This window comes from Asticcacaulis currens (assembly GCF_028550395.1).
In the GTDB taxonomy this organism is placed as follows: Bacteria; Pseudomonadota; Alphaproteobacteria; order Caulobacterales; family Caulobacteraceae; genus Asticcacaulis; species Asticcacaulis currens.
On sequence record NZ_JAQQKW010000012.1, the window covers coordinates 67972 to 92688 of the forward strand.

Annotated in this window: 22 protein-coding genes; 8 read left to right on the forward strand and 14 right to left on the reverse strand. The window is 62.2% G+C overall.

Annotated features, from left to right (window positions below; translation table 11 throughout):
• Positions 1-23 precede the first annotated feature (23 nt).
• Positions 24-2984, reverse strand: a complete 2961-nt coding sequence (locus PQU94_RS16360) for a bifunctional [glutamine synthetase] adenylyltransferase/[glutamine synthetase]-adenylyl-L-tyrosine phosphorylase (RefSeq protein ID WP_272742503.1) — start codon at positions 2982-2984, stop codon at positions 24-26.
• Positions 2985-3247: 263 nt separating this feature from the next.
• Between PQU94_RS16360 and PQU94_RS16365 the strand changes: the two genes are divergently transcribed.
• A complete protein-coding gene (locus PQU94_RS16365) occupies positions 3248-3451 on the forward strand; it encodes a hypothetical protein (RefSeq protein ID WP_272742504.1) in 204 nt (67 codons plus the stop codon).
• Positions 3452-3849: 398 nt separating this feature from the next.
• Here the strand turns inward: PQU94_RS16365 and PQU94_RS16370 are convergent, their stop codons facing one another.
• From PQU94_RS16370 to PQU94_RS16380, 3 genes are read right to left on the reverse strand one after another with little or no spacing between them, the layout of a single operon-like run.
• Complete coding sequence (locus PQU94_RS16370) at positions 3850-5184, reverse strand: S41 family peptidase (RefSeq protein ID WP_272742505.1); 1335 nt, start codon at positions 5182-5184, stop codon at positions 3850-3852.
• A gap of 12 nt (positions 5185-5196) precedes the next feature.
• A complete protein-coding gene (locus PQU94_RS16375) occupies positions 5197-6666 on the reverse strand; it encodes a sensor histidine kinase (RefSeq protein WP_272742506.1) in 1470 nt (489 codons plus the stop codon).
• 9 nt (positions 6667-6675) lie between these two features.
• The gene (locus PQU94_RS16380; RefSeq protein WP_272742507.1) at positions 6676-7350 is read right to left on the reverse strand and encodes a response regulator transcription factor; all 675 of its coding nucleotides are present in this window, start codon (positions 7348-7350) and stop codon (positions 6676-6678) included.
• Positions 7351-7732: 382 nt separating this feature from the next.
• On the opposite strand from PQU94_RS16380, the gene PQU94_RS16385 reads away from it, so the two are divergent.
• Entirely contained in the window at positions 7733-8092 is a 360-nt protein-coding gene (locus PQU94_RS16385) for a phasin (protein ID WP_272742508.1), read from the forward strand.
• Positions 8093-8101: 9 nt separating this feature from the next.
• Positions 8102-8884 carry a 3-hydroxybutyrate dehydrogenase gene (locus PQU94_RS16390; protein WP_272742509.1) on the forward strand — a complete coding sequence of 261 codons (783 nt, stop codon included), beginning with the start codon at positions 8102-8104 and terminating at the stop codon, positions 8882-8884.
• Between the two features lie 113 nt (positions 8885-8997).
• Here the strand turns inward: PQU94_RS16390 and PQU94_RS16395 are convergent, their stop codons facing one another.
• On the reverse strand, positions 8998-9432 hold the full coding sequence (locus tag PQU94_RS16395) for an OsmC family peroxiredoxin (RefSeq protein ID WP_272742510.1): 435 nt from the start codon (positions 9430-9432) through the stop codon (positions 8998-9000).
• Positions 9433-9675: 243 nt separating this feature from the next.
• Between PQU94_RS16395 and PQU94_RS16400 the strand changes: the two genes are divergently transcribed.
• Together PQU94_RS16400 and PQU94_RS16405 are read left to right on the forward strand one after the other, a co-directional pair.
• Positions 9676-10437, forward strand: coding sequence for a class II glutamine amidotransferase (locus PQU94_RS16400; protein WP_272742511.1), 762 nt, complete (start codon positions 9676-9678; stop codon positions 10435-10437).
• A 157-nt stretch (positions 10438-10594) separates the two neighbouring features.
• Entirely contained in the window at positions 10595-11566 is a 972-nt protein-coding gene (locus PQU94_RS16405) for a quinone oxidoreductase family protein (protein WP_272742512.1), read from the forward strand.
• A gap of 61 nt (positions 11567-11627) precedes the next feature.
• Here the strand turns inward: PQU94_RS16405 and PQU94_RS16410 are convergent, their stop codons facing one another.
• Positions 11628-12251, reverse strand: a complete 624-nt coding sequence (locus tag PQU94_RS16410) for a pyridoxamine 5'-phosphate oxidase family protein (RefSeq protein WP_272742513.1) — start codon at positions 12249-12251, stop codon at positions 11628-11630.
• Positions 12252-12472: 221 nt separating this feature from the next.
• On the opposite strand from PQU94_RS16410, the gene PQU94_RS16415 reads away from it, so the two are divergent.
• Complete coding sequence (locus tag PQU94_RS16415) at positions 12473-12859, forward strand: OsmC family protein (RefSeq protein WP_272742514.1); 387 nt, start codon at positions 12473-12475, stop codon at positions 12857-12859.
• Here the strand turns inward: PQU94_RS16415 and dinB are convergent.
• The 6 genes from dinB to chvI form a co-directional block, all read right to left on the reverse strand.
• Complete coding sequence (gene dinB, locus PQU94_RS16420) at positions 12856-13944, reverse strand: DNA polymerase IV (protein WP_272742515.1); 1089 nt, start codon at positions 13942-13944, stop codon at positions 12856-12858. The two genes, PQU94_RS16415 and dinB, sit on opposite strands and share 4 nt — an antisense overlap.
• 132 nt (positions 13945-14076) lie before the next feature.
• Positions 14077-15129, reverse strand: coding sequence for a bifunctional DNA-binding transcriptional regulator/O6-methylguanine-DNA methyltransferase Ada (gene ada, locus PQU94_RS16425; protein ID WP_272742516.1), 1053 nt, complete (start codon positions 15127-15129; stop codon positions 14077-14079).
• Positions 15130-15221: 92 nt separating this feature from the next.
• Positions 15222-15626, reverse strand: coding sequence for a PTS sugar transporter subunit IIA (locus tag PQU94_RS16430; protein WP_272742517.1), 405 nt, complete (start codon positions 15624-15626; stop codon positions 15222-15224).
• Positions 15627-15781: 155 nt separating this feature from the next.
• A complete protein-coding gene (locus PQU94_RS16435) occupies positions 15782-16210 on the reverse strand; it encodes an HPr kinase/phosphorylase (RefSeq protein WP_272742518.1) in 429 nt (142 codons plus the stop codon).
• Between the two features lie 56 nt (positions 16211-16266).
• Entirely contained in the window at positions 16267-17847 is a 1581-nt protein-coding gene (gene chvG, locus PQU94_RS16440) for a two-component sensor histidine kinase ChvG (protein ID WP_272742519.1), read from the reverse strand.
• Between the two features lie 101 nt (positions 17848-17948).
• The gene (gene chvI, locus PQU94_RS16445) at positions 17949-18659 is read right to left on the reverse strand and encodes a two-component response regulator ChvI (protein ID WP_272742520.1); all 711 of its coding nucleotides are present in this window, start codon (positions 18657-18659) and stop codon (positions 17949-17951) included.
• 219 nt (positions 18660-18878) lie between these two features.
• On the opposite strand from chvI, the gene PQU94_RS16450 reads away from it, so the two are divergent.
• Entirely contained in the window at positions 18879-20588 is a 1710-nt protein-coding gene (locus PQU94_RS16450) for a hypothetical protein (protein ID WP_272742521.1), read from the forward strand.
• Between the two features lie 132 nt (positions 20589-20720).
• Here PQU94_RS16450 and PQU94_RS16455 read toward each other — a convergent pair whose 3' ends face one another.
• Both PQU94_RS16455 and PQU94_RS16460 read right to left on the reverse strand, forming a co-directional pair.
• A complete protein-coding gene (locus PQU94_RS16455) occupies positions 20721-22403 on the reverse strand; it encodes a methyl-accepting chemotaxis protein (protein ID WP_272742522.1) in 1683 nt (560 codons plus the stop codon).
• Positions 22404-22546: 143 nt separating this feature from the next.
• Complete coding sequence (locus tag PQU94_RS16460; protein WP_272742523.1) at positions 22547-22945, reverse strand: VOC family protein; 399 nt, start codon at positions 22943-22945, stop codon at positions 22547-22549.
• A gap of 98 nt (positions 22946-23043) precedes the next feature.
• Between PQU94_RS16460 and PQU94_RS16465 the strand changes: the two genes are divergently transcribed.
• The gene (locus tag PQU94_RS16465; protein WP_272742524.1) at positions 23044-24708 is read left to right on the forward strand and encodes a M28 family peptidase; all 1665 of its coding nucleotides are present in this window, start codon (positions 23044-23046) and stop codon (positions 24706-24708) included.
• The last annotated feature ends 9 nt before the right edge of the window (positions 24709-24717 follow it).

The following is a 24717-nucleotide window of genomic DNA, read 5'->3' on the forward strand; positions in this document are numbered from 1 at the left end:
GCGGTGAGACCGACAATCCGTCGTTAGCGTTCGTCGCGCGGCGCGACCACGGTTTCAAACGCATTGCGGGCGCGTTTGCGCAGGTCTTTCAGCTTCTTTTCCAGCGTATCGAGACGGCGCGTATGCACCGCACGCGCCAGCTTGCGCTGAAACGCTTCCGGTTCTTTCGACGGGTCATCATTGGCGTCGAGCGAAACGCGCATCACCTGCGCCAGACTTTGCTGCACGCGCCAGGCGGCACTCAGCGCTTCGATGTCTTCGGCCTTCGCCAGACCGGCGCGCTGCATGGCCTGAAGCGCGGCAATCGTGCCGACGCGCAGCGGCCCGCCATTGGCGGCGTGCACCAGTTGCAGATACTGCGCGGCGAATTCGCAATCGACCTGCCCCCCGACGGCCAGCTTGAAATCCCAGAAATTTTTGGCCGGGCGTTCCTTCTCCATCAGGGCGCGCATATTGAGCACGTCCAGCGCCGTTCGCGCCTCAGACCGCGTGGCGCGCAGGATGGTTTCAAGCTTCAGCCGCACAAGGTCGGCAAAATCCTCGGACGTCGCCCACACCACGCGGGCACGCGTCAGGGCCTGAAACTCCCAGGTATCGGCGTCCTTGGTGTAGTAGTTTTCAAACGCCGCCAGCGACACCGCCACCGGCCCCTTGGCCCCGGTGGGGCGCAGCTTCATGTCGATTTCGTACAGCGTACCTTCGTGGGTCGGGGCCGACAGGGCGGCGATCAGGCGCTGCGTGAAGCGGCCAAAGAAGGTTTCTGCCCCCCAGCCCTTGATCGAGGACATTTCCGACGGATCGTCCGGCAGATAGACCGTCATCAGGTCGAGATCGGAGCGCGCCGTCATCTCCTGCCCGCCCAGCTTGCCCAGCGCCAGTATGGCCACCTGACCCGACAGATGGCCGCCCAGCCGCCGCACCTCCTCCAGCGCCAGCGGCGACAGATGGGTGATGCAGGCATCGGCCAGACGCGCATAGGCCGCGCCCGCCGCCTCGGTCGTCAGGCGGCCGTTGAGAATCTGCATCCCGATGCGGAACTGCTGCTCGCGGCAGATGCGGCGCAGGGCGTTCATCACGTTTTCCAGCGCGTTTTCCGGGTCGGGCGGCACGCGTTCGACCTCTGCCTGAATCAGACGATCCAGTTCCTCGCCCAGCGGGTCGAAGAAGCCGGCGTCCAGCATGGCGTCGAAAATGGTCGGGTGCCGCGACAGGAACTGCGCCAGACGCGGGCTGAAGCCCATGATTTCAACAATCGCCTTGAACAGCTTGGGGTTGGCGAGGAACAGCGACTGAATCTGCACCCCGGCACTGAGGCCCGAAAAGAAGACGGCAAAGCGCGTGAAGGCGATGTCCGGCGCGCCGGTTTCGTTCAGCGCTTCCAGCAGGCGCGGCACCAGTCGGGTAAACAGTTCGCGGCCGCGTGGCGTGCGCGTCGCCGGGATGCGCCCGTGGTGCCAGCCGCGGATGGTGGCCGAAATCTGCTCCGGGTGCTCAAAGCCCATGCGGGCCAGCGTCTTCAGCGTTTCCGGATCGTCCTCGACCCCGGTGAAGACCAGACTGCCGAACGACGAGGACAGGTCCTCGGAATCGGAGAACAGCTCGCCATAGTGGCCATTGACCAGCCGCAGGGTGCGCGACACCGCCAGATCGAAGCGGCTGAGGTTGGAAAAGCCGCACATTGCGGCGACGCGCATCCGCTCGTCCTCGGCTTCGGGCAGGGTGTGGGTCTGCTCGTCGGCGATCATCTGCACACGGTGTTCCCAGTCGCGCAGGCGCACATAGGCCTGTTTCAGTTCCTTGGCCACTGCCGGGGCCAGATGCCCGGCACGACGCAGGGCATCGAGCGCGTCCAGCGTGCGGCGTGAGCGCAGCGACGGGTCGCGCCCGCCGAGGATCAGTTGCTGCGTCTGAACGAAAAACTCGATTTCGCGGATACCGCCGACGCCCAGCTTGAGATTGGCCCCGGCGGGGTCGAGGCGTTCATCGACCTTATAGGTGTGTATCTGGCGCTTGATCGACTGAATATCGGCAATGGCCGGATAGTCGAGGCTGCGCCGCCAGATGAAGGGCGACAGGGCCTGCATGAAGGCCTTGGCCTCGATCATGTCCCCGGCAATGGGCCGCGCCTTGATGAAGGCCGCGCGTTCCCAGTTCTGGCCCACCGTCTCGTAATAGTTCAGCGCGAAGGGCACGCTGACCACGGTCGGCGTCGAGGACGGGTCCGGGCGCAGACGCAGATCGACGCGGAAGACGTAGCCGTCGCCGGTGCGCTCACTGAGGATGTTCGACACGCGGCGCGCCAGCCGATCGACAAAGACCTGAGCCTCCACGCCCTCTTTCAACGGCAGCGCGTCCAGTTCGGCAAAGAAGGTGATGTCGATATCCGACGAATAGTTCAGTTCGCCCGCCCCGTGCTTGCCCATGGCCAGCACGAACAGGCCCGGCATGATGCCGCGCTCACCCTTGATGTCATAGTCGATCAGACGGCCGCGGTCGCGTTCTTCGCGCACGGCCAGCGCGATCCCGGCATGGGTCACAGCGTCGGCAAAGCGCGTCAGGGCGGCGGTGACGTGATCGAGCTTCCACACATCGCCCAGATCGGCCAGCGCCGTCAGCAGGTGGGTATCGGCCTTCAGGTGGCGCAGCACGCGCTTGGCGGCCTCGACGTCGAGGGTTTCGACGGTATCGGCCTGATCGGCCAGGGCTTCGGTAGCCAGCAGGATGGCCTTCAGCCGCGCTTCGGGTGGCGACATCAGGGTTTCGCGCAGACGTTGCGGTTCGCGCCGCATCAGCCCGGCCAGATAGGGCGAGGCCCCAAGCACCGGCATCAGGGCCGGACCGGCGCGTTGCAGCAGGTCGGGCCAGCCTTCGGCCTCGGCCACTTCGGCAATCGCCTCATAGGCGTACAGCGCCGCGCCGTCGTTCAGCACCGGCCCGCAGGGATGCAGTCGATCCACCAGCGAGGAAAAGAGAATATCCGCCATATGTCTGTGTTAGGTGAATCGCATCGCAGACACAAGGGTGGCCTTGGGTTTCCCGCTTTACGACTGGGCTTGTCTTAGGGTGCGCGGGCCACCCCTGCGCGCCGGGCTGCGTCTTTTACTGTGAACGCCTTTGTTTCACGAAAGAAGGAAAGGTTAAAAAATAAGAAATCAAGTCAAATACAGTCGCGGTTTTTGAATTAACCCGTTATAAAGCCAGAGCCGTTATTACCGCCTTATCTGCAACCGCCGGAAGTATCGCGTCCATGTCCTTTGCTCAATCGCTTCTGATGCCGAAGAAAATCCTCATCGCCGGATGGGTGATGATCTGCACGCTATGGCTGGCCATTGCCGTCGAGCGGTTCACGGAGATTGAGACCCTGCCCTTCGTCAAGACGGTCTTCGTCTATCTGTTGCTCGACTATATGTGGGCGACCTTCTACCGTCAGTGGCGCGGCGGAAAGGCCTGAGGCCTGATCCTGGAGCGCTTTGCGAAACATGTGCGAGGGTTTTGGCTTCGCCGAACGCCGCTTCGGAATCAAATGCGCGACAAAACAACCCGGTAAAGCGGAACTTCGATTCAAGCCGAACGAAATCCGCTCTAGGGTCCAAACCCAATCAGGTTTCGGACGTGACGCGACGTGACTTTTGTGTCCGGACAGGAGATTGGCGCGCCGTGGAGTGACCTCCACAAGCGACAACCGACGCCTCCGGGCGCAAAAATCACCGCGCCCCGAAGGGGTATGGCGCAGATCGCCCCGTTTGACGTCGCAAAATCTTGAAAGGGGTCACCCTTCCTGCGATTTGGCTCCTGAAACGGAACCATCTGCGCTCATATCACGCCGCAAATCCTCATTGGGTTTGGACCCTAAGGTTTCAGACCGTCGATAAAGGCCGCAAGATTGGCGGCGTGTCCGCGACCTTCAAACACGGACCACGGCGTGTCCGGCACGATCCCCCGGCCTTCGGGCACCTCGCCCTGCGGGTTGGTATAAAGTTCGCCCGACAGGGAAAACCGCCACCCTTCGCCCAGCGGCTTTTCGATCTGGTCCGACAGCGCGCCGCGCGTGGTACTCCCCACAAGCCGTACCTGAGGCAGGGCCCGCATGGCCAGGGCGAAGATTTCCCCGGCACTGACCGTAATGTCGCTCGTCACCACATAGACCGGACCGGTATAGCGCACCCGTGACGACGGCTGGATCACCACCGAGGTGGAGGTCGTTGTCTGCCCCTCACGCCAGGGGCGTTTCTGATAGGCAAGACGCGGCTGATCGTAAAAGCGCGCAGCAATGGTCCGGCTGACGGAATCGTAGCCGCCGCGATTATTGGACACATCGACCACGACGGCCCGCGTCCCCTGAAAAGCCGTCAGGGCTTCGTCCAGAATAGCCTCAAGCGCCTGTGTGTCGGACGGATCGGCCTTGGCATCAAACGCCCCCATGGTGACAATATTCAGATAGCCGACGCCATCGCGCACGCCCCAGAAAAGGCGGTTATTTCCCACATGATGCCCCTGCCCGCGCAACAAACCGGACAGTATCCCGTCGCGATAGGCGGCCAGCCACGTCTTTTGCGCGGCCGCGTCACCTACAGCCGTCAGAGTGGGGGCCTCACCCGCCGCCAGTTCGATTTCCACGCCCCCGATCACGCCGTGCAGTTCGCTATGCGGGTCATTGAGCCTGATGAAGATGCGGCTGAGTGCGCCCCACAGCGCGTCATCCGTGTCGATGACCGGATAGGCCTGCCGCACCTCGGCCAGCAGGGCCTCAGGGTCGATGTGCCGCGCCGCGAAACCCGCATAGTGCTGACGCAGGGTCGCAACCGCGAAATCAAACCGTTGGGCGGGCGTCAGCTTTTGATGGCACGCCGCAGGCACACCGGACGCTCCCTCGAACAGATAGGGTGTACCGCCCGGCACCTCGGCAAACACCGCCTCGGCCACGGGCCCTTCGACGGGCGACCACACAGCAAAGCCCTCGGCCTGTGCTTCGGCGTCGCGGGCGTCGGGCAGGCACAGCCCCCCGGCCTCGTGATAGAGGCTGAGCCCGTCGCGACGAATCTCGGCCAGCAGGCCATAGTCGGGGGATCGCCACACGCCGGTGACATCGGCGAGATAGCCGGCGGCGTCGCGCGTCGGACGCTCCTGCGCCTCAGCAATGACCGGCACCCAGATCAGACAGGCCAGACCCAGAGCTACGCGCATATTCCCTCTCCCCTAACCCACTGGCGGCAGGACCAGCGCCGTGCGCAGACCCGGCCCCTGATCGCCATAGACACCGGGGCCCTCGTCGATGCTCAGGCGGCCCTTGTGCGCCACAGCCACGGCCTCGACCATCGACAGACCGAGCCCCACACCCGGCAGCGAGCGCGAATTTTCCAGACGCACGAAACGCTGGGTGATGCGCGCGCGGTCGGCTTCGGGCACGCCCTGCCCCGTATCGGTGACGGAAAACTCGATCTCACGCCGCGAATTGTGCCGCAGCCGCAGGGTGATGCCGCCCGTCTGGGTATATTTGATGGCGTTATCGAGCAGGTTGGCCATGGCCTGCGCCAGAAAATCGCGATTGCCATAGGCCTTCACGCCCGGCTCAATTTCGGCGGTAAATTCCAGCCCCTTATCCTCCGCCAGAATTTCAAACAACTCACGCATGTCCTCGGCGAGCGCCGACGCGTCAAACAGCTTCTGATCGGGGGCCTGACCCGCGGCCTGAAGGCGCGAGATGGAAAACACCGTCTGGAAGGTGCGCAATAGCTGATCGGTTTCGGCCAGCGCCCGCTCGATCACCTCCGGGGCTTGCGACGGGTCCTTCTCGACATCGTAAAGCGACACTTCGAGCTTGGAACGCAGGCGCGACAAGGGGGTTCTCAGATCGTGGGCAATGGCGTCGCCGGCGTATTTGAGATTGCCCATGGTCTTTTCCATGCGGTCCAGCGTCTCATTGACCCGCTCGGCCAGGGCGTCAAATTCATCCCCCGAATTGCGCAGTTTCGCCCGCGCCTTGAGGTCGCCTTCCTTGACCAGATCGAAAACCTGCATCAGGCCCTGCACCGACCGCGACACCTCGTTATTGATGATCATACCGGCAAACAGACCCAGCACGATCACCAGCACCCCGCCGCCCCACAGGGCCTTGAAGCCCATGTCGAAGCCCTTTTCCGACCACGAGGTGTCCATGCCGACATAGAGGTACAGGCCGGGTTTCAGGGTCAGCACCTGACCGCGATAGGCATAGGATTTGCGCTTGCCCGACGGATCGGTGAGGCGGTAATTGATCTGAAACGGCCGTTCGTTTGCGCCGACAATCCGGGCTTTTTCCCGGATGTGGTCGAAAACCTGCGGCGACACCTCGGTGGTGGCGCGCCGGTTTTCAGCCAGGATATCACCGTCACCGCGATAGGCGATCTTGACGAAAAACCATTCGGTAATGTCCTCCTCACTGAGCGTCTCCAGCACCGCCGCCTCGCCCTGCTCGCGGTACACCTCCGCCAGATAGTCGATGCGCGACTTGACCTGCGCATCGGACACCGCCTTGGTCTCGGCCGAAGACGCGATGTAGATATAGGCGAAGATCAGCACCGCCACGAAGGAATAGACGGTAATGAACATCAGGGTCAGACGGAACGGCGTCTGCCTGAACATGGTGGCTTTCAGCGAAAAGCGCGTAAGATTGGGGAGCGCGAACACGACCTGATTTTACGGCTTGAGCTGATAACCTTCGCCGCGCACCGTATGCAGCATCGGGCGGTCGAAGCCCTTGTCCAGCTTGGCGCGCAGGCGGGAAATATGCACGTCGATGACATTGGTCTGCGGGTCGAAATGATAGGCCCACACCTTTTCCAGCAACATGGTGCGCGTCACGCTCTGCCCCACGTGGCGCATCAGGAACTCCAGAAGCTGAAACTCGCGCGGTTGCAGGTCAATCTCGGACGTGCCGCGCTTAACCACGCGGGTGATCAGGTTCATTTCGAGGTCGCCGACGCGCAGAGTGGTTTCCACGGCACCCGTGTCCTTGCGCCGCAGAAGCGCCTCAAGCCGCGCCACCAGTTCAACCAGCGCATAGGGCTTGACCAGATAGTCATCGGCCCCGGCCTTCAGGCCATAGACGCGGTCTTCGAGTTCGCCCAGCGCGCTCAGGAACAGCACCGGCACGTCGATCCCTTCGGAGCGTGCGATTTCCAGCATCGACACCCCGTCAAGACCTGGCATCATGCGGTCGAGCACCACCACGTCGAACTCACCGTCGCGCAGCGCCTTCAGTCCCGCCTCACCGTCGTGCGTAACCACAGAGTCGAAGCCCTGTTCGGACAGGCCCTTCTGCATGGTCAGGGCCGCTTCGACATCGTCCTCGACTATCAATACCTTGGTCATGTGCTGAATGCCCCGCGCAACCGTGTGATTGTCCCTGTTTTACCCCCTCGCCGGGCGGTGGCTGCGCCACCTTGGCCGCCGCCTCGATGGCGGCTTGAGCGGAATGATTACAGAAATCATTTCTCTTTAGTAAAGCGCGCCGCTGGTCCTGTGAAGGGGCCGCGGTGTTAAAAAGCTGTCATGTAGGGGCGGCACAGGGAGGCCCAATTTCCGACTTTATTGCAGCGCACAAATCGGATAAATACCTCTGGCAAGGTCATGGCAAACGCGCTTATTATCAGACAAAAGCGCCCGAGCTTTGGCCCACGCCCACACAAGAACAGAACGCGGATTTCGCTTCAGTCTGAACGGAGCCGGCGCTCTACACAGGGGAGACCGACCGATGACCAAACCCCATTCACCCTTTGAGCAGGGCCTGAAGATGATGGGCACGCAGCAGCAACTGGCGGCGCGCAGTCTGGTCAATCTCATCGGCATGATTTCGGCCTCCTCCCACCGTTATGCGCAGGAAACCACGGCGTTTACGCGCGATGCCCTGTCGCTGATGCAGCAGGCCGCCCAGACCCGCGATCCGGCCGAACTGCGCGAGCTTCAGAGCCAGTGGGCGAAAACCTGCGTCAAATACGGGCAGAACCAGACCCGCGCCACCATGAATTTTGTCGAACAATGCGGCCTTCAGGCGCTCAACGCCTCGGTGCCGCCGACAGACGACCTCCCCCCCGCAGAGTCCCAACCCGAATAGGAGTTTCCCATGCTGACAGGCAAAACCGCGCTCGTAACCGGCTCCACGTCGGGCATCGGACTGGCCATCGCGCGCAAGCTGGCCTCAAAGGGGGCGAAGGTGATGCTGAACGGTATGGGTGACCCGACCGAAATCGAAAACCTGCGCGCCGGTATGGCGTCGGAATTCGGCGTTGAGGTGGCTTTTAACGGGGCTGACCTGACAAAGGTCGAGGCCATCGAGGCGCTTATTGCGGACACGACGCAAAAGCTGGGTGCGCTCGATATTCTGGTCAACAATGCCGGTATTCAGCACGTGTCGCCCATCGAAGACTTTCCGGTCGATAAGTGGAACATGATCATCGCGCTCAACCTGTCGGCGGCGTTCCACACCACGCGCCTCAGCTTCAAGGGCATGAAGGATCGCGGCTGGGGGCGGATCATCAATATCGCCTCGGCGCACGCCCTTGTCGCCTCGCCGTTCAAGGCGGCCTATGTGGCGGCCAAGCATGGCATTGCCGGCCTGACCAAGACGATCGCCCTCGAAGGGGCCGAACACGGCATCACCTGCAACGCCATCTGCCCCGGCTATGTGCTGACGCCGCTGGTCGAAAAGCAGATCCCGGACACCGCCAAGGCGCGCGGCCTGACCGAGGAACAGGTGATCAAGGACGTGCTGCTGGCGGCCCAGCCGACCAAAAAATTCGTCGAAACCGACGACATCGCCGAACTGGTCCTCTTCCTGTCTTCGGACGCCGCCAGGTCGATCACCGGCGCGCTGCAATCCATCGACGGCGGCTGGACGGCGGCCTGAAAGCGCCCTCCCTCCCGGCACTTTTACCGGGAGGGAGGGTTGTGGTGGTGGACTGAACTTGCCCCTTGCCCTTGAGCGTGTGGCAAGTGCTAGCAAATGTCAAAATCAGATCACTAGGCCAGTGTAGCGTCCAGCGTGATCGGCACTGCGGCCAGCGCTTTTGAGATCGGGCAATTGGCCTTGGCGCCAGCGGCCAGTTCCTGAAACTGCTCGGCCGACACACCCGGCACCTGAGCCTTCAGTTTCAGTGTGATGGCGGTGATGGAAAAGCCCGCTTCGGAGGGCGTAACCTCAACCACGGCTTCGGTTTCCAGCAACTCCGCCGTGAACCCGGCCTTGGCCAGGGCGAAGGACAGGGCCATGGTAAAACACCCCGAATGGGCTGCCGCGATCAGCTCTTCCGGATTGGTCCCGGCCTTACCCTCTTCGTCGCCGAAGCGGGTCTTGAAGCTGTAGGGCTGGGCCGTAAAGGCACCGCTCTGGGTGGTGAGCGTGCCGGTGCCGGTCATACCGTCGCCGCGCCACTGGGCTGTCGCCGTGCGTTTCATCCGAAGTCTCCATCGAGAGCCTCATGCCGAAAAGTGTGAAGGGGTTTTCGGAAACACATGAGGCGTTGCAAAAATAAGGCGGCCCCAACGCGGCCAGTACGGGAACGATTGGTAAACCGGGATGTGTAAACGGGCAATCCTGTTGCGTATCTCTTCTTACCCAACGCGATAGAAAGCCTCGTTTGCCGGTCGGGGTGCGCGCCTGTTACAGGTGAGACGAGGTTTATATCCGGGTATTGAGACATGTGCGAACTTCTGGGCATGAGCGCCAATGTGCCCACCGACATCCGCTTTTCCTTTACGGCCCTGGCCAAACGCGGCGGGGCCACCGGCCCGCACGCCGATGGCTGGGGCATCAGCTTCTATGAGCAGAAGGGCTGCCGCAATTTTCACGACCCGAACCCGTCGGCGACGTCCGAGCTGGCGGCGCTGGTGCGTGACTACCCTATCAAGTCCAAGACGGTCATCGCCCACGTGCGCAAGGCCAATCGCGGCCGCGTGGCGCTGGAAAACACCCATCCCTTTACCCGCGAACTGTGGGGCCGGGCGTGGACCTTTGCCCACAATGGACAGCTCAAAGGCGTCAAAGCCCTGCCGCTGAGCTTTTTCCGTCCGATCGGCACCACCGATTCCGAGCACGCCTTTTGCTGGATTCTGGATCAGTTGGTGCGCAAATATATGGACTATCCGCCGGCCCGCGTTCTGGACAAAGAAGTCAAGCGACTGTTTGCCGAGTTGCGCAAGATGGGCGTTTTCAACGCTTTACTGACCGACGGGCGGTCGCTTTACGCCAGTTGCACGAAAAAGCTGACCTATATCCAGCGCCGCGCCCCCTTCGGTCGTGCGACCCTGATCGACGCCGAAATGCAGGTCGATTTCGCGCAGGAAACCACACCCGATGACAAGGTCATCATCATCGCCACCCAGCCCCTCACCCACGATGAGGTATGGACGACGGTCGAACCGGGATCATCGCTGATTTTCCGCGCGGGCGAGGTGGTTTAATCTCCTCCCTGCGCCTTGGCGTGGGGAGGTGGATTTTGGAGCGTAGCGACAAAAGACGGAGGGGGAGAAGCCTCGGAGTCATCCCCCTCCGTCATCGCCATAAATGGCGCTGACACCTCCCTATTGCTGCGCAACAGGGAGGAGGAAAGAAACGATTATGACCACAGCCATTCAAGTACATCAGACCGGCGGGCCGGAGGTTCTCAGCGTAGAACAGATCGAGGTCGGCGATCCGGGGCCCGGTGAGGCGCGGGTGCGTCACACCGCCATCGGCGTCAACTTCATCGACACCTATTTCCGCTCCGGTCTGTACAAGACCGCCCTGCCCTTTGTGCCGGGCAATGAAGGGGCGGGCATTGTCGAAGCCGTGGGCGAAGGCGTCGATTTCGTGAAACCCGGTAACCGGGTGGTCTATTCGGCGACCCCCGGCGGCTATGCGCAGACGCGCCTGATCGCTGCCGACAAGCTGATCCCGGTTCCCGACGGCATTAGCGATGAGGTTGCGGCGGCGGCCTTTCTCAAAGGCCTGACGGCGCAATATCTGCTGCGGCGGACCTTCCGCGTCGGGCCGGAGCATACGGTCCTTATCCATGCCGCGGCCGGGGGCGTCGGGCTGATCGCCGGGCAGTGGGCCAAAGCCCTGGGCGCTACGGTCATCGGCACGGCCGGTTCTGAGTCGAAGATCGAACTGGCGCGGCAGAACGGTTATGATCATTTAATCAATTATCGCGCGGAGGACTTTGTTGCCCGCGTTCTGGAAATCACCGACGGCCGCAAGGTCGATGTGGTGTACGACTCGGTGGGCAAGGACACGTTTGACGGATCGCTGGAGGTGCTGAAACCGCTGGGCCTCATGGTGTCGTTCGGCCAGTCGTCAGGCGCGGTGCCGCCCGTCGATATTTCGGTGCTGAATGCCAAGGGTTCGCTGTTTCTCACCCGGCCCTCGGTTTTTGGCTATAACCGTGATCGGGCAACGCTTCTGGAATCGGCGCAGGACCTGTTCGACGTCATCCTGAGTGGTAAGGTCCGTATACGGATTGATCAACGATTTGCCCTCACCGAGGCACGCGCGGCTCATGAAGCTCTGGAGAGCCGCGCCACCACCGGCAGCACGCTTTTAATCCCGTGACTGCCTTTTTTGTTTGGTCTCTCTATGGGCCTTTGCCACCTTGGCCGTCGCCTCAACAGGGTTAGAGCGGATCACGCGGGGCGACGGACGCCGGGACTTTTTCGCGCAGCGGTTCGCTGGCTGAGCGCGGGCCGTCGCCGCGCGAGGCGGAACGCGCCTCCGGAAAATCCGGAATGTCGAGATCGGCCTGACCGTGGTCGCCCGGGTCGGCGCGTTCACCGGTAACCAGAGCCTGAAGGAAGGCGATACCGGCGGCAACCAGACCGGGACTGTCCCAGAATTCCGCGTCGCTCGCTTCGAAACGCAGCAGGCGCAGATTGGGATCGTCCTTGCCATCGGGGAACCACGCCTTGTCTGCGGCCGACCACAGTTCCTCAATGATCGCCGGGTCGCGGCTGATCGTGACCGTGCCATTCATAGCGACATAGTTGTGGCCCTTCGAATCGGAAAAAGTCAGAAGCGCTGCCGGATTGGCTTCGATTTCAGCCATCTTGCCTGTATCGGCCCCGGTGAAGAACCACAGCACGCCGTCAAAAGCCTTGTCTTCCGGGTGGCGGATTTGCGGCATCATGGGCCGCGCGTGCAGCAGGCCCGTCGCTGTGTGAGTCGCCAGCATGGCCACCCTGGTGTCTTTGATCAGGGACCAGATGCGTTCGCGGGCCTCAGGGCCATACAGGGTCGTCATGCGTTTACCTCTTGGGTTGGCTAGAGCCTCATGCCGAAAAGTGAACACCGCTTTTCGGAAAGACATGAGGCGCTACAAAAATTAGAGCAACACGGCAGCTCAACTGATCCGACGAATGCTCTAGCACCCCGCCGCCTCTGTCTATTTGCGGTGTCGCTGCGTAAAATAGCCATAGGAAGGGCGCCCCGGCGGATATAGTGTTGCCGCAAAGGAGACCCTCCATGGCCCATGCGCGCGCTCATATTGGTACCACTGACTTTCTCACCACCATCGACACCGGCGGACGCCGCCTGAACGCCGATGAGCCCGAAGCGCTGGGGGGCGGCAATGCCGGGTTTGCCCCCTACGATTTGCTGCTGGCGTCGCTGGCGGCCTGCACCTGCATCACGCTGCGTATGTATGCGGCGCGCAAGGGCTGGCCGCTGGAGGCGATTGACGTCGAATTGCACCACACAAAGGACGACAAGCGCTCGAAGATTACGCGCGTTTTAACGCTGACGGGCGCGCTGGATGACGCTCAGAGGGCGCGACTGGCCGAGGTGGTCGAACGCACACCGGTCACCCTGACGCTCAAGGAAGGGGCGGACATAGCCACCACCTTTAATTAAATGGCCAGCGATAATTGCTGCGGCTCGGCCTGCGCCTCCGAGCCACCCAGCGACGACAGGGTGACGCCCAGAAGACGGATACCCTTGGCGATCGGGAAGACGCTTTCGAGCAGGCTACCCGACAGGCGCGCCAATTCGTCCTTGTTGAGGACGGTGGCGGCCGCCGTATAGCTGCGGGTGATCTGCTGGAAGTCGGTATATTTGACCTTCAGCGTCACGGTACGCCCGCGCGTGCCGTGCTGATCGCAGTAGCGCCACACCTTGTCCACGATGGGGGAAAGCGCCGCACGCGCCGCCTCCAGCGAGAAGATATCCTGAAAGAAGGTGTTTTCCGCCCCCACCGACTTGCGCACCCGGTCGGGCTGCACGCGGCGATGGTCGATGCCGCGCGCGATATTGTAGTAATAGTCGCCTGACACGCCGAAATGCTTTTGCAGAAAGGCCAGGTCCTGCGCCTTGAGATCGGCCCCGGTCAGGATGCCCAGACGGTTCATCTTCTCTTCGGTCGCCGGGCCGATGCCGTGAAAACGCCCCACCATCAGGGTTTCGACAAACTCAGGCCCCATGCGCGGCGTGATGACGTAGAGCCCGTCCGGCTTGCGATAGTCCGAGGCCATCTTGGCCAGAAACTTGTTATAGGACACGCCTGCGGAGGCCGTCAGCCCGGTCGCCAGCTTGATCCGCGCCCGGATTTCCTGCGCGATAAGGGTCGCCGAGGCGATGGCCTTATGATTGTGTGTGACATCGAGATAGGCCTCATCGAGCGACAGCGGTTCCACCAGTTCCGTATAGTCCTCGAAAATCTCGCGGATCTGTTTCGATACGGCCTTATAGGCGTCGAAGCGCGGCTTGACGAAGATCAGGTCCGGGCATTTGCGCCGCGCCGTCACCGACGGCATGGCCGAACGGATGCCGTATTTGCGCGCCTCGTAAGAGGCCGCCGCCACGACGCCGCGTTCCAGACCGCCCACGGCCACCGGCTTACCGCGCAGTTCGGGATTATCGCGTTGTTCCACTGAGGCGTAAAAGGCATCCATATCCACATGGATGATCTTGCGCAGGGGTTCGATGTTCTCGTTTTCCATGGTGCGGTTCCGCAGCGAATTTTTGTTCTGTCGCGCAATTTTTCCGAAAAGTGGTTTCCACTTTATCGGATTGCGCTTTAGAACGTAATGCGAACATAGCACAAAAAGAGAACAAATCAAGCGGCTCTAAATTTAGCGTTCCGCGTCTAAAAGCGCCGCCTTGCGCTCCACGCCCCAGCGATAACCCGACAGGCTGCCGTCGGTACGCACTACGCGGTGACAGGGGATGGCCACAGCGATCTTGTTGGCGGCACAGGCCGAGGCCACGGCGCGCACGGCGGCGGGCAGGCCCACCCGCTCAGCCAGATCGCTGTAAGAGACGCGCGTGCCGGCGGGCAGGGCCTGAAGCGCGGCCCATACCTTCTGCTGGAACAGGGTGCCGCGAATATCGAGCGGCAGGTCGAGCGCGGTTTGCGGTGCTTCGATCAGCCCGGCGACACGCGCCATGGTCTCTTCAAACGCCGCGTCGCCACCGACCAGTTCAGCCTTGGGGAAGGTGTCCTGAAGATCGCGCACCAGCCCTTCCGGCTCGTCGCCCAGAAATACAGCACAGACCCCCTTTTCACTGCGCGCCACCAGCAGCGCCCCCAGACGCGACTGCCCCACGGCGAAGCGGATCACCTCGGCCACGCCGCCTTTACGGAAAGTGCGTGGTGACATGCCCAACGCATGGGCTGTATCGGCGTAGAAGCGGCTGGGGGCATTGAAACCGGCCTCATAGATCGCCTCGGTCACGCTGCCGCTGGCTTTTAGCGCGGCGCGCATCCGGCCGCTACGATGGGCGCGGGCATAGGCCTTGGGCGTCAGACCCGTGGCGGCCTTGAACATCCGGTGAAAATGAAAGGGGCTTAAGCCAGCGCGCTGCGCCAGTGCGTCCAGCGTCGGCTCGACCTCGGCGGTTTCGATCTCGCGGCAGGCCTCGGCCACCCACTGCGCCTGACGCGCGCGCGGGCTGACCTCATCCGGTGTGCAGCGCTTGCAGGGGCGAAACCCGGCGGCTTGCGCCTCGGCCCCGCTGGTGAAAAAGCGCACATTCTCCGGCTTCGGTCGGCGCGACGGGCAGGTGCAGCGGCAATAGACGCCCGTGGTCTTCACCGCATAGACAAAATCGCCGTCTTGCGTCGCATCGCGGGTGGTCAGGGCCCGCCAGCGCGGGTCTTCGGTCAGGGCAAAGGCAGCGGTCATGGATGGTTCCTCACTCACCGGATACCTCCATTGTGACGCCAACGGCCCGTCGGCGCTTCCCGCGCCTTGCGGTTAAATTCGGGCGGTGACGATCAGTTATCACCCGAAAGGACGTAGGAGGCGACGGTGACGTATTTGCGGCCCGCCTCCTGCGCGTGCTGCACGCAATCGGACAGGGCTTCCAGCTTGCGCAGGGTCGCCAGCTTGATCAGCATGGGCAGATTGAGCCCGGCAATCACCTCGGCCTTGGTCTGTTCCATGACGGAGATGGCTAGGTTCGACGGGGTACCGCCGAACATGTCGGTCAGCAGAATCACACCGTCGCCGCTGTCATTGGCAAAGGTCGCCTTGAGGATATCCTGACGGCGCTGAGCCACGTCGTCTTCGGGCCCGATACAGATGGCCGTCACCTGATCCTGCGGTCCCACAACGTGTTCCATGGCGGATACGAACTCTTCCGCCAGACCGCCGTGGGTCACGATCACCAGTCCGATCATATAGACGTCATCCCTACACGTGACCGCCCGATTGTCCCGGAAGGGGAGTCCGGGGAGCGGCACAAGAGCCCGATTATAGACCCAATTCACTGCACTGCAAAAAGGTCTTTCGATTTAGGACGAAAATGCGACGGTGCCAAGGCCGATCCGCGGGATCACGACAGAAGACGCAGCCGGGTGAGCAGTTTGGCCACAGTGGAAGCTTCCCTTGGGTTGAGCCTCAGCGTGGGTAATTCATGACCCAATAGGGGGGTCAGCTCGGCTTCGGGCAGGCGCTCCGGCGGCGATAATTGACAGTGTACACAAAGACTTACGCGCGTGAGGGTGCGGCGGGGCTGGGGCGTGATGCCGATGCCGCGCACCTCCATGCGTCCGGCAATCGTGTCCGGGGCGCTGGCGAAAATGTGATCGCCCGAGGCCCACAGGACGGAGTAGTCATCGCTGACCAGTTGAAAACCGGCCTCAAGGGCGCGCAGGGCCAGATCGCTCTTGCCGATGCCCGATGGCCCCATCAGCAGCACGCCCCGCCACTGTCGGCGGACAGGCACGGTCAGCGACGTGGCGTGAAGGATGATTCGGGACAACTACGGGCTCCGGATAATCATCCCTCCCCAGTTTACTAGGGAGGGATAGGTATGGGTTACTGATACACGTTCGGCAGGGTGATGGTAAAGCGGGCACCGGCGACGCTGCCGTCGCTGTTCAGACGGTTCTCGGCCCAGATAAGGCCGCCCTGCGCCTCGATAATCTGACGCGAGATCGACAGGCCCAGACCCGAATTACGCCCGAAGTCCGTCCCCTTGGGCCGCGAGGTGTAGAAGCGCTGGAAGATGGTCTCCAGATTTTCCGCCGGGATACCGGGGCCGTCGTCTTCGATAACAATCTGCAACGGCCGCTTCGGGTCGGCATCGGAATAGGCGACGCAGACGCGCACCGTGCCGCCGGCGGGAGAGAAGGAGCGCGCATTGTCGATGACATTGCGGAAGACCTGCCCCAACGGCCCTTCGCGGCCCATCACCTTTGAGGCCGCCGGGGTCAGTTGCCGGTCAAGGCTAACTGCTGCCCCGTCGGGCATGTGCTGATAGAGCGAGACAATGTCTTCGAGCAGCGCCCCCACATCGACGGGTTTGGGCACATCCCTTGCCAGTTCGGCATCAAGCCGTGAGGCATTGGAGATATCGGTAATCAGCCGGTCGGCACGGCGCACATCCTGCTGGATGACCGCCATCAGGCGCGCCTTGGCCGCATCGTCCTTGACGAGGCTGAGGGTCTCCAACGCGCTGCGGATCGAGGTCAGCGGGTTCTTGATTTCGTGCGACACGTCGGCGGCGAAGCGGTCGATGTCGTCCATGCGCTTTTGCAGCGCCTCGGTCATGGATTGCAGCGAACGGGCCAGACTGCCCACCTCGTCGTGACGCGATTCGAGGTCCGGCAGGGAGAAGGTGCGTGCCTTTTGCATCCGGACCGCATCGGCCGCATCCGACAGACGATGGATCGGCCGGCTGACCAGCCAGTGCAGCAGCAGAGACGAGAAAAGGCTGACGCCCAGCGCCACAAGAATAAAGGGCAACATGGCCCAGCGCTGCGCGGCCACGATCTTGTCCACATCCCCGGCCTCAATGGTCAGAACGCCCAGTATGGCCTTGACCCGCTTGAGCGGCACGGAGACGGAAACGACCTTTTCGCCCTTTTCGTTATAGCGCACGGAGGCGACGGCTTCACCGCTCAGGGCCTGTCTGACCTCGGCCTCCAGTGCCTCGTGCGCCAGTTCCTGCTTGCGGTTACGGGCCTTGCGCCGCTCCGGGTCCGGGCCAGAGGTCTCGATCGGCGGCAGATTACGCACATCCACCTGTTCAGACACCGAATAGGAGTCGGTGATCAGGTGCCCTTTGGCGTCAAACAGACGCGCGCGTTGTTCGGCCGGGACAAAGCGCCCCAGAACCAGGACGGCGTATTGCGGCTCCAGATAAGGCTCGGGATCGCCGGCGGTGGCGACTTCGGCAATAATTTCGCCCATCGTCTCCGCTTGCGCCATCAGCGACTCCTTGCGGTTGTCGATGAGGCCCTGACGGAACTCGTTGAGCACCAGCGCACCGACGACCAGAATCAGCAGCCCGGCCAGATTCAGCAGCAGGATCAGCCGCCCCAAACGCGCCCGGAAAAAGCCGATGCGTGCGAAGAGGGGCAGAAAAAGGCGAGTTTGAGGTTCGGTGCCGGGCATCAGGCGCGTCCCTCTCCACCGCATCCGGCGCGATTCACGTCGAGCGGTATGCCTCCCCAGCCAACCGGGGAGGTCTGAGGGAGGCGGCCAGACACCATGATTTACACTTCGCGGTAGCGATAGCCTACGCCATAAAGGGTTTCGATGGAGTCAAACTCCGGATCGACCAAACGGAACTTCTTGCGCATCCGCTTGATATGGCTGTCGATGGTGCGGTCATCGACATAGACCTGATCGTCATAAGCCGCATCCATCAGGTTGTCGCGGCTTTTGACAAAACCCGGACGTTGCGCCAGAGCGTGCAGCAGCAGAAACTCGGTCACGGTCAGGCGGACCGGCTTGCTATCCCAGGTGCACTCGTGACGTGCGGCGTCCATGACCAGCTTGCCGCGCTTTAGCGATTTGGCATTCAGAGCTTCCTGCGTTTCGGGCGGCTCGCCCTGATCGACAACGCCGGCGCGGCGCAGGACGGCCTTGACCCGCTCAAGCAGCAGGCGCTGCGAGAAGGGCTTGTGCATATAGTCGTCGGCACCGAGGTTGAAACCCAGCACCTCGTCGATTTCATCGTCCTTCGAGGTCAGGATGATGACCGGCAGGTTGGAATTCATACGCAGGCGGCGCAGAACCTCCATACCATCCATGCGCGGCATTTTGACGTCGAGAATGGCGAGATCGGGCGGATCCTTTTCAAGCGCAGCCAGACCGGCCGCACCGTCATGATAGGCCTGCACCGTGTGTCCCCCGCTTTCCAGCGCCAGCGAAACGCTGGTGACAATGTTTTCGTCATCATCGACAAGGGTAATTCTGGCCATGAGCCCTCCGGTTCTCTGTCGTCTGGCGTAAACCTATAACGCCATTTACGCCAAACACTCAATTATTGACCAAATATAGGCCGCTCCGGGGTCATAATCAGGCCCCACAGCGCCTTCAACGTTAATTTAACAGGATTCGTCCACAATTCGACGCGAATGGCAGCATTTGTGACAAGCGGGTCATAAAGAGCCAATATTGACGAAACGTGTCGGGGCTTCATGGCCGGTCAAATTCACTACGAAGTTTTCTCGCGCAAAACGCCGCAATCGGGCTGGGTATTGCAGAACGCGCTCAATGACCGCGACTCCGCCATCGCTCAGGCGCGTGAGCTTCTGACCGCCCGCCGGGCCGCCGCCATTAAGGTTACCAAGGAAGTCTTTTCTGACGATACCGGCGAATTCCGCTCCTACACCTTGCTGACTGAGGGTCTGCCCGAGACTAAGAGCAAGCCCAAGGTGGTCAGCCCTACCGAACCAGTCTGCACCTCGCCGCAGGACCTTTACAGCCGCCACGCCCGCGAAACCATTGCCCGCGTGCTCGAAGACTGGTTGCGTCGTCAGGGTGCGACCGTGTTTGAGCTTCTGCACAGCCCAGTCCTGTGCGAACGGCTCGACGTTTCGACCAACGACCTGACCCACGCCATCCAGAAGATCGCCATTCCAGAGTCCGAAGAGACCGGGGCGTCGATCCATGAGATCATGCGCCGCTGGAACAACCTGTCGGACAAGGCTATCAACCGTGTCATCGGTGACGGACGCAAAAAGGTCTTCGGCGAGATCGACCTCACGGGCGACATCGCGGCTCAGGTGGCGCGCCTCGGGCAATCCCCGGAACGCGGCTATGCCTTTGGCGGCGCTGTGGCCCGACTGACGATCACAGATCGCAATGCCGGTCGCAAGCTGATGCCGCTGACGCGCATCGCAACGGCTATCGCTGGCAAGCCAGAGTTGAAATGGGCGCTCGACGTCATTGAGACGCCTCTGGTCGAACTTTTTGCACGCAAGGGCGGGCTGGCCGAAATTCTGGGGAGCGACATTACGCTCGGCCAGGGTCTGGCCTTTCTGACCCACATGGTCAGTGGCGAAGCCATTGAACGTCTGAGCGCGGTGGATAGCGCCATTGGACGCGCCCTGCCCGCTCCGCCGGCGCACCTCGAAGAGTTTGCCCGCCTGATCCGGCAGGGCCATTTCCGCGATCTGCGGCTTCAGGCCTTCCGCAATGTGCTGAGTGAACTGCGCGGCGTGAAGCGGCTGATGCCTGAAAACCCGGTCGGCGAAATCGACCTCCTGCGCGCCATGGCGCTGGCGCTCACTGCGGGCAGCCAGCAGCAGGTCGAGCGCGAGGATATTTCCGACGCTTTCATCGAACGCTCCAAGATGCTGGTGTCCAGCGCCTTTGTCGAAGGCCTGACCCGCGGGGCGCCCCACTGCCTCGAAGAGATTGAGCGCATCCTGTGGCTGTGTGAGAACGTCGTCGGCGCGGCCAACAAGAAGCAGGCGGCGCGCTGGCTGATGTCGTCGCTTACGGCGCACCGTTTCGAAACCGATCTGCGCGACCCCAAGCGGCCGGCGGGGCAACGGCTTCAGCTTCTTGCCCTGCTGCAACGACGCGTTAGCAAGGCCAGCCTTGGCGAAACCGATACCGAAGCCGCCCATGCGCGGCTGGGGCAGATCGGGGCGCAGATCGCCGGCGATATTCAGCTTATTCCCCATATCCTCAAAGGCTCCAAAACCCCGATCCAGCGCATTACCGCCCTGCTCAGCTTCGCCACCGGTCAGGCCGGGCCGCAGGGCGCGCTCAGCGAACTGGCCAAGGCCGAGGTGATGAAGCAGTTGCGCGCCCCGGATGTGCGCGCCAGCCTGATGGGGGATCCCGCTGCCCTGGGGCAGTTGAAGCCCATGCTGGTGCAGGCGGGACTGGCGGCCTGATAGCGGCGGCCCGCGGCGCTGAACACGTTTGGCCCTGGCCATGAACCCGCTCTTGCGACCATAAAGGCCCGGCGCGACAAAGAAAAAGCCCGGCGACACCGCCGGGCTCTTCCATTTGAGGGTTGAACCGCCTTACGCCGCGCGCACCTGCGTCAGGAAGCTGTTGACCTGCGCCCGCAGTTTCTCCGCCTGTTGCGCCAGTTCGGAGGAGGCATTGAGCACCTGAGACGCGCCCATGCCGGTTTCTTCGGCCATGCGGGCCACGCCGGTGATGTTTTGCGTGACTTCGCTGGTACCGATGGAGGCCTGATTGACGGCCTGCACGATTTCGCTTGTCGCCGCCCCCTGCTGTTCCACCGCCGCCGCGATGGTCGCCGAGGAGTCGTTGATGATGCGGATGGTTTGCGAGATATTTTCGATGGCACGCACCGCCTGCTCGGTGGTCGCCTGAATACCGGCGATCTGCTGGTTGATCTCGGTTGTGGCGCGCGCCGTCTGGGTGGCCAGAGTCTTCACCTCAGCAGCGACGACCGCGAAGCCCTTGCCCGCTTCACCGGCGCGTGCCGATTCGATAGTGGCGTTGAGCGCCAGCAGATTGGTCTGCGAGGCGATGCCGGAGATCATATCCACAATGCCGGTGATGCGGCCGGCAGCTTCGGACAGTTCGTTGACGATGGCAGATGTGGCCTCGGCTTCACCCACCGCCTCGCGCGCCTTGACGAGCGAATGCTGAACCTGACGGCTGATTTCAGACACCGAAGCGCCCAGCTCCTCGGCCGAACCGGCGACCGAGGTGACGTTTGTGCCGGCTTCTTCGGCCGCGGCCGATACCGATTGCGCCTGCGCTGAGGATTCCTGCGCTGACGCGGTCAGTTGTGCCGCCGTGGCCTGCATTTCCGTGGCGGCCGAAGAGACCATATCGACCACGCCGCCGATTGCCCCTTCAAAATCCGCCGCCAGCTCACGCATGGCCTGCTTGCGCTGATATTCGGAGTCTTCGCGCGCCTTCACGGCCTCGGCCTCAAGCGCCAGATTGCGGATCATGCCGTGGCGGAAGACCTCAACGGCGGAGGCCATCTGACCGATTTCGTTGCGTTCCCCCAGATTGGGCACCTTCACATCGGTCTGACCGCCGGACAGGGCGCGCATAACATCCGACATATGGGCAATGGGCACCGAGACGCTGCGGATCATCAGGAAGCCGATAATGGAAGCGAAGATGGCCGTGCCCGCCAGTGCGATCAGGATCAGCGTCGCGGCCGACTTGCCCGTGGCGATCCCCTGAGCGGCGGCCTTGTTACCTTCCTCGACCTGATAGGCGCGGTCCGCACGGATGGCGTCGCGCAGGGTGCGGGCCTGGGTCTGCATATCGTTCATGAAGAAGGTTTGCGCCGCCACCATATCGCCCGCAGCCACCAGGTCCATATAGCGCTGGCTGTTGGTGCGATAGCCGTCCATCGTGCCATAGATCTTGTCGGCAAGCGCCTGCTCGTCGCTATTGGCTACCATGGCCTTGTAGCGTTCGAGCGTCGCGTCCATCTCCTTCGACGCCTTGGCAATATTCTCGATGATTTCCGGGCGCCCGGCCTCATCGACAATGAGCAGTTGCGACTGGCGCAGCCGCATCAGTTCAAAGGTTTGCGAGGCGTCCCCCAGCGTATTGGCCGTCGGCAGCCAGTTGGACCCCAGATCGTCCACAGACCGATTGACGGCGTTTAACTGGTTGATGCTGAAAAGACCCAGCCCGACCGTTCCGAACAGGATGAGCGCGAACGCGGCGATGATACGCGCACGAATGGTAAAATTTTTAAACATTGAGCACACGGAAATAGGGGAGGAACATCAAGAGCGGATGCTTCCCAATTTTCCGCATTAATGCTGAACAGAGCGTTAACTATAGTACAAATGCGGGTTTAAAAACGAAACTTCAAAATCCGTTTCGTAAATATTGAAACGCTCTACTGACGAAAGTTCAGCTCAAGCAGAACATTATTGGGATCGGTGACAAATATCTGTCGCAAACAAATACGCGGAATATCATTGGTGGCGTAGTAAAGACCCTTGTCTTTCAGTTTTTGAATCGTCTCTTCATAGCCGTCGCATTCAAAGGCGATATGATGGATCGCCCCGGTCGGATGACCGGGAACCACCTCGCGCGGTATGGTGTTATCGGTGCCAAAACGGTTGAGGTGAATTACGGCGCGGTCACCGGAGTCGTAAAGCCAAATGCGGTCCGCCGGATCGCGCTCTGGCGCCGCGCGCGCCTCCAGATTCAGCAGTTCAGCATAGAAGGCGATGGTGCCCGCCATGTCCTGGGTTTGAATATTGAAATGATCGAGGCGTTTTACAATGGTCATGGCCCCAGCTTATCCAGCTAAGCGCAGAGGGGCAAATGCCGATTGCACATCATCAGGGGGCGGACCTATAAAAGGCCTTTGGTCACGGAGAGCCCCTCATGAAACGCACGCTGGTCGGTCTCGGCCTGATGGCCGGCTTCGCCGCTAGTGGCGCTGTGGCACAGGTTTCCGGGGGTTTAGACGGTGCGCGGATTTCGCAGGATGTGCAGGTCTTGGCCTCCGATGCCTTTGAAGGGCGCGCCCCCGGAACGGCTGGCGAAGCCAAAACCATCGCCTGGCTGAGCGAGCGCTTCAAAGCGCTGGGCCTTGAGCCTGGCGGTGAAAACGACACCTATCTTCAGACCGTGCCACTGACCCATACGCGCCTGTCGCCACCTTCGCTGCTGAGCCTGCGCACGGCGGCAGGTGTGCAGCCCCTCATCCACGAACAGGACATCTATCTGGCCACAGCCCGCCCGGTCGAGCGCCTGTCGGTCAAGGACCGGCCTCTGGTCTTTGTCGGCTATGGCGTGAAGGCCCCGGAGCGTCAGCGCGACGATTTCAAGGGCGTGGACCTCAAAGGCAAGATCGCCGTCTTCCTGATCAATGATCCGGATTTCGAAGCCGCCGCCGGTGAGCCGGTGGCCGGGCGTTTCGGTGGCCGGGCCATGACCTGGTACGGGCGCTGGGTCTATAAGTATGAGATTGCCGCGCGTCTGGGGGCCGCCGGTGCCCTGATCATCCACGAAACGCCGGGCGCGGGCTATGGCTGGAGCACGGTCACCGCCCCGCATTCCGAAGTCTTCGACGTGGTGCGCCAACCCGATGCGCTTCAGGCCGTGCCGTTTCAGGGTTGGCTGAGCGGCGCGGCGGCCGAGGACCTGTTCCGCAAGGCCGGGCTGGACCTCAAGGCGCTGCGCGTGGCGGCGCGTCGGGATGATTTCAAGCCGGTCGCCATCGGGGATGCGCGCCTGTCGATCGAGGCCGCGGTCAAGAGCGATCAGGTGCAGAGCCACAACGTCATCGCCCGCCTGCCCGGCAAGACCCGTCCGGACGAGTCGATCCTGTACGGCGCGCACTGGGACGCCTATGGCATAGGTCCGGCGGACGCGCAGGGCCGCACCATCCGCCCCGGTGCCAATGATGACGGCTTAGGGACCGCTGCCGTGCTGGAAATCGCCCGTCAGTTTGTGCAGGGACCAAGGCCTGACCGCAGCGTCGTCTTTGCGCTATGGACCGCCGAAGAACGCGGGCTGCTGGGCTCGGAAACCTATGCCAATCGCCCGACCTATCCGCTGGAAACCACGGTGGCCAATATCACGCTGGACGTGCTGCAAACGGCGGGCAAGGCAAAGGATATGGTGCTGATCGGCATGGGGCAGAACGATCTGGAAGACCGTCTGGCGACGCTGGCGGCGGCTCAGGGGCGCACCCTGACGCCCGATTCCGCCCCCGAACGCGGCCTGTTCTATCGCGCCGACCACTTTTCGGTGGCCAAGCGGGGTGTGCCGACCCTGCTGATCATGGGTCTGGGCGGCGGGGCTGATCTGATCGAAGGTGGACGCCCCGCCGGAGAGCGCTGGGTCGCCGACTATACGGCCAACTGCTATCACAAGACCTGCGATGCGTGGAGCGCCGACTGGGACCTCAGCGGCGCGGTCGAAGATATCGACCTCGCCTACCGGCTGGGGCGTGATCTGGCCCATACCCGCGACTGGCCGCAATGGAAGGCCGGTTCGGAATTCCGCCCCGTGCGCGACAAGAGCGCCGGGGTGCGGAAGTAGTTAGCCGGA